The sequence below is a fragment of the Streptomonospora nanhaiensis genome, from assembly GCF_026642255.1.
Lineage (GTDB): Bacteria > Actinomycetota > Actinomycetes > Streptosporangiales > Streptosporangiaceae > Nocardiopsis > Nocardiopsis tropica.
In genome coordinates this window covers 1,702,314-1,713,786 of the sequence record NZ_CP113264.1, presented here as the reverse complement: position 1 = coordinate 1,713,786, position 11,473 = coordinate 1,702,314, and the positions used below count along the sequence as shown (strand labels likewise).

Genomic DNA, 11,473 nt, shown 5'->3' with positions numbered 1-11,473 from the left:
GGGGTCAGACGCCCAGGAGGGGGATGTCGTTCTTGCCGAGGTGGTAGTCGCGCACCGCGGCGACCAGCTCGGTGACGGTGAGGACGCCGTCGTTGTCGGTGTCGATCTCACCGAAGGCGTCGGCGGCCTGGGCGGTGCTCAGGCCGATGGCGTCGAACCACCGCTCCAGCTCGGTCGGGTTGATCCGGCCGTCGCCGTCGGTGTCGGCGATGGTCATGATCGCCTGGATGGTCGGCTGGAGGACCTCCGAGAAGCCGGCGTCGCCCTTGCTGACGATCTCGCTCTCGGCGGCCCGGACGAAGTCCTCCTTGCTCATCCGCTCGGTGCCCGCGGACCGCGCCAGGCGGTCGAACAGGCCGAGGTAGGCGCCGCGGAGGCCCTCCGCGGCGGGGGCCGAGGCCTCGACGCCGAAGCGGCTGAGGATGCCCTCGATCTCCTGCTCGAAGTCCGCGCGCTCGATCACGCCGTTGCCGTTGTGGTCCCACAGGCGGAAGCGCTCTTCGAGGCGGTCGTTGGCCTTGACGGCGGTCGTCATCCGTTCTCCTTCAAGAGAATAATTGGGAACAACAAAATGAATAACAAGAAGAAGGGGACTCGAATGCGATTCGAGAATCACCTTCCCCCGACTCGAATATTACCGATCCGAGGGCCCCGGAAAAGCCAATCCGGGAAAATCATCGATGCTTCGTGAAATTTATTTCGGACATTCTTCGACATTTTCCGCGGACGGTGTCCGGAAGACCTCGGCCACGGTCCCGGGGCTCCCCTGCCGGAACACCACCGGCTCCTCCGGTCGCAGCGCCAGCTCGCGCCCCGTGGGGGCCGGGTCCGCGTGGATGAGCACGTTGTAGTGGTTCGGCGTGTGGCAGGCGTCGAACCCCAGCACCACGCCCACCCGGCGCGAACCGATCCATACCTCGTCGCCCCGGTCCACGACGCCGGCGGCGGTGATCTCGGCGAACCCCAGGAACCCCACGCGGTCGATCCGGGCGCCCTCCGCGGTGTCGGTGTGGTCGGTGGCGACCAGCTCGTGGACCTCCCCCGCGCGCACGCACCGGCTCGCGAACGGTTCCAGCCGCATGCCGCGCTCGGTCCTGCGGTGGACCAGGACCTTGAGCAGGGTGGCGGCCACGTCGCGCTTGGCGCCGTCCTCGTGCGGGTTCACCGGGCGGCCCTCTCCCCGAGCTCCGCCGCGCGGTAGGCCTCGCCGACCAGGCGCAGCGCCGACACCCCCGCGCCGTCGTCGGTCCGCCCTTCGCGCACCCGGCGCGCGAAGTCGGCGGCGATGCCCTCGTACTCGTGCCAGAGGGACTCCTTGAAGGCGGGGCGGCCGGCCAGCAGGTCGGCCGCCCACACCTGCCCGTCCGCCGTTCTCACCACCACGTCCTTGCACTCCCCCGGATGGGACCAGTCCAGCAGCACCCGGGCGCGGGCTCCCCCCGCTCGCAGGGCGACGTCCGCCCTCCGGTCCACCCCCGCGTCGTCGTACTCCACCCGGGCCCCGGTCACCTCGGCCCGGCCCAGCAGGGTCTCCACCAGGTCGAAGGCGTTGGGTCCGTTGTCGGCCACGCACCCGCCGCCGCAGCGGCCCGGATCCAGGTACCAGGTGTCCTCCCCGGCGTGCTCCTCGATCCGCTCCAGGTAGCGCACGGTCACCTCCGCCACCGCGCGCTCCCCGATCCGGTGACGCAGCGCGGCGAACCCGGAGTTGTACCGGCGGTGGAAGGCCGTGGTCAACGGCACCCCCCGGTCCCGGGACAGGGCGGCCAGGGCCTCCCCCTCCGCGAGATCCAGGGCGAGCGGCTTCTCCGCGCACACCGCGACACCGGCCGCGAGGGCGTCGGCGCAGATCCGGGCGTGCGCGTCGTTGGGGGCCGTGACCACGACCGCGGCCAGGTCCGCCTCCGCCAGCATCCGCGTGTGGTCGGTGTAGCCCGCCGCCCCCGGCGGCGGGTCCGCGACCCTCGACGGGTTCAGGTCGCACACGGCCGCGAGCTCCCAGTCGGTGGAGGCCGACAGCGCCGCCAGGTGGAACCGGGAGATGACCCCCAGGCCGACCACTCCCACGCGCAGGGGCCCCCTCATCGTCCCTCCCCCGCGAGCGCCGGCGCCGGGATCCCCGCCCGCGCGGCCACGTCCGCCAGTTCGGCGTACAGGCCGGCGGCCAGCGGCACCCCCGTGGCGCGGCGCTCCCGCGCCGTGCGGTGCTCGTGCCAGCCGGGGTAGCGCACCGGGTCGCCGGGGGCGGCCGGAGGGCACGCCGTCACCACGCCGAACAGCTCCTCGGCGTCGGCCGGTGCCCCCTCGCGCAGCGCGTCGGGGGCGATCGCCAGCATCAGGAAGCCGATGTCGTCGTCCCGGCCGGAGGGCCCGCCGTCCCCGGCCAGGGCGTCGGGGTCCGGGCCCCGCCCGGCGCCGGAGACCACCGCGGACAGCACCTCCACCAGCAGTCCGAGGCCGAAGCCCTTGAACCGCCCCGCCTCGCCGCCCAGCCACATCAGGTGCGCACGCCCGGCGTCGAACGCCGCCGGGTCGGTGACGGGGGCGCCGTGGTCGTCGCACAGCACCCCCTCCGGCAGCCGCCGGCCCTCGCGTGCGGCCTGCCGGACCCGGCCGGTGGGCGTCGCCGTGGTGCTCATGTCCAGCAGGAACGGCGGATGCGCACCGGCCGGGGCCGCGGCGCTGAGGGGGTTGGTCCCCAACAGGGCCACGGCCCCGCCCGGCGGCCGCGCGATGCGCTGGCGGCCGCAGTTGCTCGCGACCACGCCGATCATGCCGCGTTCGACGGCGCGCAGTGCGTGGTAGCCGGCGCAGCCCAGGTGCGTGGCCCCGCGTACCGACACCAGGCCCACCCCGTGCTCCCCGGCCCGCCGCGCGGCGAGGTCCATCGCCTCCGACGCGGCCCACAGGCCGAGGGAGCGCCGGGCGTCGAGCAGCACGGCGGCGCCGAGGTCGGCCAGCACGCGGGGCTCCGCGCCGGGGTCCGCCCTCCCCTCGTCGAGCAGGGGGAGGTAGAGCCCGGCCAGGTTGGCGACCCCGTGGGAGTCCATTCCGGTGAGGTCCCCGTGGCACAGGGCGCGCGCCGCCTCCGCGGCCCGGCCGCGGGGCAGGCCCCGGCCGGCGAAGACCTCCGTGAGGAAGGCGAGCAGCGCGTCGTGGTCGACCGTCACGGTCGCCCGTTCCTGTGCCGGCGGTGACTCTGGGGAGAGGGTGGTCACGATCCTCCGTCGGTGTCGTCGGTGAAGGCGGTCAGGAGACGGGCCACCGTGTCGGCGTACCCGTCGAGGTCGCGGAGGCGGACGCGCTCGTCGTCGCCGTGCGCGCCGTCGGCGTCCAGGTCGCCCGGTCCCAGCACGACGGTGCAGGTGTCCGGGACGTCCGCCATCCAGATGGCGTCGCAGGTGAAGGCGGGTTCGTCGGCCGGCCAGGCGGGCACCCCGGCCCGGCGCAGCAGGTCGTGCCCCCACCGGTCGCGGTCGTCCAGGACCGGCAGGCCGCGCTTGGGCCAGTCCAGGCGGGTGAGGCGGCGCGCGTCGGCCGCGGTCCGGGCGAAGAGGGCGGTGTCGGCGAAGGCGGAGCCGAACTCCGCCAGCGCGGTGTCGAAGGCGCCCCGCACCGCCTCCTCCAGGGTCCTGCCGGCGCGGGCGTCGGCGTAGGACAGGTTGAGGAGCAGGTCGCCGGAGCCGTACACGCGGTTGTGCAGTGTGCCCGTGTGCAGCCCGGCCACGCACACCGCGCCGTTCCGGGCGTGGGCGTCCAGGGCGCGGCCCATGCGCTGGGCGAGGAACCCCAGCAGCACCGAGGCGTTGTGCCCGCTGTGGGGCCGGTCGTCCACGGCGTCGTCGCCGCGCACCGAGACACGGGCGGTCATCGAGGCCGTGGAGCGGGTGAGGAACCGTCCGGACGTGGGTTCGCAGAACACGTTGACGCGGCCGGTGTGACCCAGTCCGACCAGGGGGCGGGTGCCCAGGACGCCCATGGCCCCGCCCTCCTCCCCCGCGACCGCCTGGACGAGGACGGCGGTGTCGCGGCCCAGGGCCGGCGAGCGCTCCAGGGCGGCGCGCACCCCGGCCAGGAGCGCCACCGCGGGCCCCTTGGCGTCGACGGCGCCGCGGCCGCGGAAGACCTCGCCGTCGAAGGAGGCGGCGGGGCCGCCCGCGACGGTGTCCATGTGCACGTTGAACATGACCGTGCGCTCGCGCGGCACGGCGTCGGGGCCGAGCCTCAGGACCAGGCTGGGCTGACAGGCGAGGAAGCCGGGGTCGGCGGCGGCCTCGCGCACCGTCTCGGGCACGCCGGGCGCCTCCAGGTCGGCGGGGTCGGCGGGGGCGTGGCGGACCACCCGGAACCCGAGCCGCCCGGCGGCGCGGGCGTAGTCGCGCTGGGCCTCCCACAGCCGGGGCGCCGGGCCCGCGGCCCCGGTCTCCAGGGGGCCGGCCGTGGGGGCGGCCAGCAGCCGCATCAGCAGGGAGCGCTCGTCACCGGTGAGCGTCATCGGACCGCCTCCGCGCGCCAGACCCGGCGCACCGTCTCCTCCAGGGCCCGCCCGTACTCGACGAACCCGGCCGCGTCCCCCCGGCCGGGGTCGCCGCCGGTTCCCCGGAGGTGGGGGCGCAGGTGCAGGTGGGGTTCGATGGACAGTGCGCCCCGGTAGCCGTGACAGGCCAGGATCCGCAGGCACTCGTCCACCCCGGACCGCCCCCGGCCGGGCAGCACGTAGGCGGTGTCCCCTCCGGGGGCGTCGACGGCGTCCTTGACGTGGACGTGGGCCACGTACTCCACGAGCGGGCGCAGCATCGCGGCGGCGTCGTAGCCGTGGGCGACGCCGTTGCCGGTGTCGAACAGCACCCGCAGCGCCGGGCTGTCGACGTGGGCCAGCAGGTCCAGGACACGGGCGGCGTCCTCCCCCGCCCATCCGGCGCAGTTCTCGTGCGCCAGGACCAGGCCGGCGTCCTCGGCGCGGTCGGCCAGCACGCGCATCCGCGTGCGGACCACGCGCCCCCACCCGGGCTCGGCCAGGCCCCCGGAGGGGAAGGACATGATCCGCACCGTGCGCGTGCCCAGGACCGCGCAGCGCCGGGCGAGCACGTCCAGCTCGGCCAGGTCGACGGCGAAGTCCCCGGTGGCGGGCCGGGACCAGTCGCCGATCTTGGCGGCGACGGCGACCACCTCCACCCCGGCCGCGCGGATGCGCTCCGCGGCCCGCGCGAAGGCGGCGTCGTCCGTCTCGGCGACCGGCACGCCGTCCAGGGTGCGCAGCTCCAGCAGGTTCCAGCCGAGCGCGCGCACGGCGGCGATCTGGCCGGGCAGCCCGGGGGCGGCCTCGTCGCCGATCCCCGCCAGGCGGGGTGTCTCAGACGCGGACGGCACTGTCGGCCTCCCGGGGGTCGTCGGTGCGGGAGGAGCAGAGGTTCTTCGCCTCGGACAGCAGGCGGACGGCCTCCACGTGGACGGGCAGGTCCCCCCTGGCGCGCCGGGGCCGGGAGTAGCGGGTGTAGCAGGCGCGCAGGAACGCGGTGAAGGCGTCGTCGTGGAAGGCCGAGCGGGTGGGGGCCCGCCCCGGCACCGCCACCGACAGCTGGGCGGTGTGGTCGGCCTCGCTGCACGGGTAGTGGCCGGTCAGGACGACCTCGTCGAACTCCAGCACGATGCGCCGCTCGCGCAGCGGGGAGGTCAGGTCGGACTCGATCCGGGTGAGCACGCCGGTGTGGTGCACGAGGTCCAGGCGGGCGCCGCCCAGGCCCGGCAGGCGCGTCCCGTCGACGACCATGTCCTCCAGTCCGGCCGCGGCGACGTCGGCGCCTCCCGCGAGCGCCACGACCACGGCGAGGGCGTGGGGGACCTCGATGTCGAAGGCGGTGGGGTGCCCCGGCGACCCCAGGGACCTGGTGAACCGGGGCTTGTGCTGGAGCACCGTGATCGCGCGCAGCGCCCCGAAGGCGCCGGAGCGCCGGGCCGCCGACAGCCGCCTGCTCAACGCGCTGGCCGACCAGGGGGTGGAGACGGCGAGGTCGAGGTCCCAGCGGCGGCGCAGCCGCGCGATCGCGGCCAGTTCGACGAGGTCCAGGGCCAGCGGCTTCTCCACGATGATGCTGCGGTAGCCCAGGCGGGCCAGGGTTTCCAGCGGCTCCGCGCGCAGGTGGGGCGGGGTGCACAGGTGGACCACGGTGTCCCGCGGCGGGCGGCGGCGCGCCGCCTCCTCGGGGGAGGCGACCGCCAGGAGCCCGTCCGCCCCGGGACACAGGGGGTCGTGGCCCATCACCGGGCCCGGGGCGAAGAGGGAGGGGGCCGCCGCCCGCGCCTTGGCGAGCGACGGCAGGTGCAGCCCTCTTCCCGATCTGCCCAGGCCGACGATGAGGGTGTGCAGCATGGAGGGTGCGCGCCTTTCCGTTCGCCGTCATCCTCGTTCCGCGCCCTTCCGGACGGGCGGAACCATCGAACGGAGACCCAGCGTGGAGCACCACGGAAAAAGCGTCAAAACGCGAAACCTCCACCCGCGTCCCAAACCCTACCCCCGACTACTCCTTAATCGGGGGAAACAAGCAGACAAAGCAGGCGTATTGGAAATGCTTAATTTTGCCGCTTTGTCCGCTCTCCGCGGGTCAGGCCACGGAGAAGCTGAACAGGCCGCTGGGCGGGGCGTGCCAGCCCCGGTCGGGGGCCACGGTCACCCCGGGCCCCAGGCACCGCGTCCCGGCGTGGAGGCGCACGTCCGCGTCGGTCAGGTTGACCAGGACGTGGGCCGTCCCGGGGAGGCGCACGCAGCTTCCCGAGGCGGGGTCGGAATAGCGCACGAGATCCTCGAACTCGGTCGTGAAGACCACGACCTCACCGGTCGCCGCCTGCGCGGGAGAGGCACCCAGGAGGACACTGCCCAGGAGCGCCGCGGCCACGGTGGACGAAAACTTCATTCCACCATCCTTTCTGATTCCATGTGCGTTTCACGGAGGCGGCCTCCTCGCCCGGGGAGGACGCGGAGGTTCGCCGGAACGATCTTCTCCGAAAGCCTCGCCCGGCACAACCGGAACACCGAAAGGCATTTTCGGCCCACCGGCCGACCGTGGATAGAAGCATTACGACGTGGCTACATAAAATCAATAAATGCAATCTTATGCTGACGAAACGGACCCGATCCGGCGCCTTCTCCGACCCTGCGGGACCGGGGCCCTCGGAGCTCGCGGAAGTCCCGGCCGGCGGCCTCCCCCGGCACCGGCCGGGACCGGGGGCGGCGGCCGCCCGGCACGTGTGCCCCGCCCGGAGGGGCGCGGGCCTCCCGGCACCCGCGGCGCCCTCCGCTCCCGGCGGTGTGCACCGTCCGGACGGTACGGTTCCTCTGTGGAGCTCCACGGCCCGTGGACGGCTCCCACACGCAGCGGGCGAGGCGGACGGGTCCCCCGCCCTCGCCCCCGACCCGGAGGATTCGAGTGCCGATCAGGAACAGGAACGTGCTCATCGCGGGCGGCGGGGCGGCCGGTCCCGTGCTCGCCCACTGGCTGGCCCGGCACGGGTTCGCGCCGACGGTCGTCGAACGCGCGCCGGAGCCGGCCGCGGGCGGCCACCTCGTCGAGGTGTCCCCGCAGGGGATGGGCGTGCTGGACCGGATGGGCGTGGGCGAGAGGGTCCGGTCCGAGGGCGGGCCCCTCCCCGACGTGCACTCCTACATCAGCGGGCGCGAACGGCCGATCGTGCTGCCGCAGGGGCACGTGGGCGCGGTCGCGATCAGGAGCGGGAACCTGTCCCGCCTCCTGCGCGACCGCGCGGGCGAGGGCGTCGAGTACCTCTTCGGCGACTCCGTCACCTCCCTGGACGAGGACGCCGACGGCGTGGACGTCGGCTTCGCGCACGCGCCCGGGCGCCGCTTCGACCTGGTGGTGGGCGCCGACGGCCCGGACTCCCCCGTCCGCGGGCTGGTGTTCGGCTCCGACGCCGACGGACAGGTCGAGCACCTGGACGCCAACCTCGCCGCCTTCGAGATCGACAACCACCTCGGCGTCGGCGACGTGATGATGTGCCGCGTGTGGCCCTACCGGGGGTGCGTCGTCACGACGTTCCCCGGCAACGACCGGCTGGAGGTGGAGTTCCTGATGCGCAACAGGACCCCGGCCGCTCCGGCCGAGATGGACATGGAGGCGAGGTACCGCTTCCTGGAGGAGGTCTACGGGGAGGACGGCTGGGAGGTCCCCGGCCTGCTGCGGGCCATGCGCGGGGCGGACGTGCGCCTCGCGCCGTCGACCCAGGTCAGGCTGGACGTGTGGAGCAGGGGCCGGACCGTCCTGGTGGGCGACGCGGCCCACGCGGCGGACCCGATGGCGGGCCAGGGGACGGCCCTGGCCCTGATGGGCGCGACGGCGCTGGCCGGGGAGCTGGTCTTCGCCGAGGGCGACCACGAGCGCGCCTACTTCTCGTACGAGGCGTCCATGCGCGGGACGGTGCGGGAGGCGCAGAGCCTGGGGTCCGCCCTCACCAGGGACTACGCGCCGGAGGGCAGCAGGGGGGAGGTGTGGCTGCGCGAGCGGGCCGATGCCGCCCTGCTGCTGGGCAGCCGCCTCATGGCCCAGTACGGCGCACGGTCCGGCTACGAGTACGTGGGCGACGGCTTCCCCGCCGACCGCTACGCGCGCATCCTCTCCCCCTGACCGGACCCCGGGGGACCCGCCCGGCCCGGACCGGCGCGGTGCGCCCCGCCGGTCCGGGCCGGGCGCGGGTCAGCCGCAGTTGGTGGCGGGCAGGGTGATCGTGGCGTTGCCGATCGTGCCGCCCCAGTTCATGCAGTACCCCGCTCCGCTGCGGTAGACCGGCCCGGCGTAGGTGGTGTAGTCGCCGGAGTCGCGCACCCAGGCGCTCTCCCCCGTCCTGCGGACCATGGCCTCCATGTGGGTGGCGGCGCCGGGGTTCGTGCGCACGGTCACCACGCAGTTGTAGCCGTTGGAACTGTTGTAGGTCAGGAACGCGGTCCCCCGGTTGTCGGGGAACTCGATCCTGTTGACCACGGCGTACCCGCTGCCGCAGGCGCCGTTGTAGGCGGCGGCCGCGGCCGGGGCGGCCGAGAGGAGCGAACCCGCGGCGACGGCCGCGCAGAGCACGCTCGTGGCGATGGTTTTCCGGAGCTTGTCCATGTCACTTCCCCGCATCTTTCGCGCCGGGTCCGGCGCGGGGGACATCGTCTCCGGGACGGCTTCCGTTCCCCTTCTCATCCGCTTGCGTCCGGTCCTCCGTCCGGCGGGCGCGGCCGGGCCGTGCCGGAGGACCGGCGGCCCCGCGCGGACGGCCGGAGCGGGCGGGGCCGGAGCGGTGTGCGGTCAGCGCTCCCCGCCCTCCCTCAGGGCACCGGTGATCCGGTGGTAGAGGCCCCCGGAGGTGAGGCCGCCGTCCACGACCATCTCCGCGCCCGTGACGTAGCGGGACGCGTCGGACAGCAGGAAGAGCACGACCTCGGCGATCTCGTCCGCGCCGGCGACCCGCCCGGCGGGCACCGAGCGCAGGCTCTCGTCGACGAAGTCGTCCGGCCCGGAGCGGAGCAGCGGCGTGTCCACCAGGCCGGGGTGCAGGGAGTTCACCCGCACCCCCGCCCCGGCGAACTCCAGGGCGCCGACCTTGCTCAGCCCGCGCACACCCCACTTGCTCGCGCCGTAGCCGGCCGCGAAGTAGCCGGTCATGCCCGCGACGGAGGACACGTTGACCACCGAGGCCGAACCGGATCCCCGCAGCAGCGGAGCCGTGTACTTCATCCCGTAGAACACGCCGGACAGGTTGATGTCGACCACCCGCCGCCAGTCCTCGTCGGCGGTGTCCTCGATCCCGAAGCGGTGGCTGACCCCGGCGTTGTTGACGAGGCCGTCGAGCCGCCCGTCCTCCCGGCCGATCCGGTCGCGCAGCTCCCGCCAGCCCGCGGGGTCGCGGACGTCCAGGCGCGCGGACCGCGCCGAGCCCCCCTCCGCGCGGATGCGGGCCGCCACCTCCTCCCCTCCCTCCTCCGCGAGGTCGGCCACCCAGACGCGCGCCCCCTCGGCGCCCAGCGCCAGGGCCTCCGCCCTTCCCATGCCCCCGGCCGCACCGGTCACCAGGACGGTCCGTCCGGCCAGTCCGTGCTTCATGTCAGCTCCTTCCTCGGTGTGCCCCGTACTCAGTCGACGCGCAGCTCGGTGCCGCGTGTCTCGGCGACGAAGAAGGCCGTCACCAGGGTGATCAGGGCGGTCAGGACGAAGTAGGCCGCGGGCGCCAGCGGTTGGCCGGTCGCGCCGATCAGCCAGGTCGCCACGAACGGCGCGGTGCCGCCGAGGACCGTGTTGGTCACGTTGTTGCCGAGCGCGATCCCGCTGTAGCGGGTGGAGGCGCTGAGCATCTCCGCGTAGGTGACGAACGAGGCCCCGTTGACGACCGAGACGCAGACGAACAGGACCGACTGCCCGACGACCGCGGCCCAGGCGGGGCCCGCGGCCATCATCATGAACATCGGGAACCCGAGGAGCGTCGCGCCGACGCTCCCGATGAGGATGACCTTCTTCCGGCCGATCGTGTCGGCCAGGTAGCCGGAGAGCGGGAGCGTGGCCGCGCCGACCACCATCGCCACCGCGGTGGAGGCGAAGGCCAGCCGCGACGAGTGGCCGGCCGTGGTCTGGAGGTAGGTGGCCGCGTACACCGAGACGATGTAGTACCCGCCGGTGATGACCGCGCCCAGGCCGATGATCTTCAGCACCGACCGCCAGTTGGTCACCAGCAGGGTCTTGACCGGTACCTTCTTCGTCTCGCCCTGGTCGGCCAGCTCCTTGAACTGCGGGGTGTCGTCGAGGTGGCTGCGGATGTACAGGCCGATCACGCCGATGGGGAGGCTGAGCAGGAACGGGATCCGCCACGCCCAGTCCAGCATCTGCTGCTCGGTGAACAGCGAGGTGGCCGCGAGCGCCACCAGCGCGGCGAACAGCGATCCGAGGTAGGTCCCGGAGTTGACCAGCGAGGTCTGGGTGGCCCGCCAGCGGGTGGGGGCCGACTCCGCGACGAACGCGTTGGCGCCGCCCAGCTCGCCGCCCGCCGCGAACCCCTGCACGCAGCGGCACAGGACCAGCAGGGCGGTCGCCCACACGCCCAGCGTGACGTAGGTGGGCAGCAGCCCGATGACGGCGGTGGCCGCCACCATCAGGAGGATGGTCCACGACAGGGCCCTCTTGCGCCCGTACCTGTCCCCGATGTGTCCGAAGAGGATGCCGCCGGGCACGCGCATGAAGAACGCGACGGCGAAGGCGGCGAACGTGCCCAGGAGCGCCGCCGTCGGATCCTCCGAGACGAAGAAGAGCATCGCCACGAAGGTGGCCATGTACCCGTAGATGCCGAAGTCGTAGTACTCGACGACGGTGCCGATGACGGCCGCCCGGATGACCTTCACCCGGGACTGGAAGCCCCCGTCGGCGTGCGTCGTGCCCGGTCCGTCCGCGGACCTGTGGTCCAGTGGCATGCTGCCTCCTCGGGCAGGGTCGGA

The 11,473-nt window shown here is 74.0% G+C and carries 12 protein-coding genes; 1 reads left to right on the top strand and 11 read right to left on the bottom strand.

The genetic code is table 11. From position 1 onward, the window contains the following. Positions 1-4: 4 nt before the first annotated feature. The 8 genes from OUQ99_RS07555 to OUQ99_RS07520 all read right to left on the bottom strand — a co-directional run bounded on the left by OUQ99_RS07555 (position 5) and on the right by OUQ99_RS07520 (position 6,911). Entirely contained in the window at positions 5-535 is a 531-nt protein-coding gene (locus tag OUQ99_RS07555; RefSeq protein ID WP_267948712.1) for an EF-hand domain-containing protein, read from the bottom strand. Between the two features lie 159 nt (positions 536-694). Next, complete coding sequence (locus OUQ99_RS07550) at positions 695-1,165, bottom strand: DUF6917 domain-containing protein (protein WP_267948711.1); 471 nt, start codon at positions 1,163-1,165, stop codon at positions 695-697. Continuing rightward, entirely contained in the window at positions 1,162-2,085 is a 924-nt protein-coding gene (locus OUQ99_RS07545) for a Gfo/Idh/MocA family protein (RefSeq protein WP_267948710.1), read from the bottom strand. Before OUQ99_RS07545 ends, OUQ99_RS07550 begins: the two co-directional genes overlap by 4 nt. Then, positions 2,082-3,170, bottom strand: coding sequence for an Ldh family oxidoreductase (locus OUQ99_RS07540; RefSeq protein WP_267948709.1), 1,089 nt, complete (start codon positions 3,168-3,170; stop codon positions 2,082-2,084). Before OUQ99_RS07540 ends, OUQ99_RS07545 begins: the two co-directional genes overlap by 4 nt. Before the next feature lie 44 nt (positions 3,171-3,214). Further along, a complete protein-coding gene (locus OUQ99_RS07535) occupies positions 3,215-4,495 on the bottom strand; it encodes a M20/M25/M40 family metallo-hydrolase (RefSeq protein ID WP_267948708.1) in 1,281 nt (426 codons plus the stop codon). Then, entirely contained in the window at positions 4,492-5,370 is an 879-nt protein-coding gene (locus OUQ99_RS07530) for a sugar phosphate isomerase/epimerase family protein (RefSeq protein ID WP_267948707.1), read from the bottom strand. The genes OUQ99_RS07535 and OUQ99_RS07530 overlap by 4 nt, the downstream gene beginning before the upstream one ends. Next, complete coding sequence (locus OUQ99_RS07525) at positions 5,354-6,370, bottom strand: oxidoreductase (RefSeq protein WP_267948706.1); 1,017 nt, start codon at positions 6,368-6,370, stop codon at positions 5,354-5,356. Before OUQ99_RS07525 ends, OUQ99_RS07530 begins: the two co-directional genes overlap by 17 nt. A gap of 232 nt (positions 6,371-6,602) precedes the next feature. Next, positions 6,603-6,911 carry a hypothetical protein gene (locus OUQ99_RS07520; protein WP_267948705.1) on the bottom strand — a complete coding sequence of 103 codons (309 nt, stop codon included), beginning with the start codon at positions 6,909-6,911 and terminating at the stop codon, positions 6,603-6,605. Positions 6,912-7,424: 513 nt separating this feature from the next. Here OUQ99_RS07520 and OUQ99_RS07515 point away from each other — a divergent pair. Then, positions 7,425-8,636 carry an FAD-dependent monooxygenase gene (locus OUQ99_RS07515; protein WP_267948704.1) on the top strand — a complete coding sequence of 404 codons (1,212 nt, stop codon included), beginning with the start codon at positions 7,425-7,427 and terminating at the stop codon, positions 8,634-8,636. A gap of 69 nt (positions 8,637-8,705) precedes the next feature. Here OUQ99_RS07515 and OUQ99_RS07510 read toward each other — a convergent pair whose 3' ends face one another. The 3 genes from OUQ99_RS07510 to OUQ99_RS07500 all read right to left on the bottom strand — a co-directional run bounded on the left by OUQ99_RS07510 (position 8,706) and on the right by OUQ99_RS07500 (position 11,449). Continuing rightward, positions 8,706-9,116, bottom strand: coding sequence for a spore-associated protein A (locus OUQ99_RS07510; RefSeq protein ID WP_267948703.1), 411 nt, complete (start codon positions 9,114-9,116; stop codon positions 8,706-8,708). A 183-nt stretch (positions 9,117-9,299) separates the two neighbouring features. Continuing rightward, positions 9,300-10,094, bottom strand: coding sequence for an SDR family NAD(P)-dependent oxidoreductase (locus tag OUQ99_RS07505; protein WP_267948702.1), 795 nt, complete (start codon positions 10,092-10,094; stop codon positions 9,300-9,302). A gap of 29 nt (positions 10,095-10,123) precedes the next feature. After that, positions 10,124-11,449 (bottom strand): MFS transporter, encoded by a 1,326-nt coding sequence (locus tag OUQ99_RS07500; RefSeq protein ID WP_267948701.1) that lies wholly within the window; start codon positions 11,447-11,449, stop codon positions 10,124-10,126. Positions 11,450-11,473 lie beyond the last annotated feature (24 nt).

Bases quoted from the DNA above. Each gene is read 5' to 3' on its own strand.
- OUQ99_RS07555 (WP_267948712.1), bottom strand. From the start codon at position 535: ATGACGACCGCCGTCAAGGCCAACGACCGCCTCGAAGAGCGCTTCCGC.
- OUQ99_RS07545 (WP_267948710.1), bottom strand. From the start codon at position 2,085: ATGAGGGGGCCCCTGCGCGTGGGAGTGGTCGGCCTGGGGGTCATCTCC.
- OUQ99_RS07535 (WP_267948708.1), bottom strand. From the start codon at position 4,495: ATGACGCTCACCGGTGACGAGCGCTCCCTGCTGATGCGGCTGCTGGCC.
- OUQ99_RS07525 (WP_267948706.1), bottom strand. From the start codon at position 6,370: ATGCTGCACACCCTCATCGTCGGCCTGGGCAGATCGGGAAGAGGGCTG.
- OUQ99_RS07520 (WP_267948705.1), bottom strand. From the start codon at position 6,911: ATGAAGTTTTCGTCCACCGTGGCCGCGGCGCTCCTGGGCAGTGTCCTC.
- OUQ99_RS07510 (WP_267948703.1), bottom strand. From the start codon at position 9,116: ATGGACAAGCTCCGGAAAACCATCGCCACGAGCGTGCTCTGCGCGGCC.
- OUQ99_RS07505 (WP_267948702.1), bottom strand. From the start codon at position 10,094: ATGAAGCACGGACTGGCCGGACGGACCGTCCTGGTGACCGGTGCGGCC.
- OUQ99_RS07500 (WP_267948701.1), bottom strand. From the start codon at position 11,449: ATGCCACTGGACCACAGGTCCGCGGACGGACCGGGCACGACGCACGCC.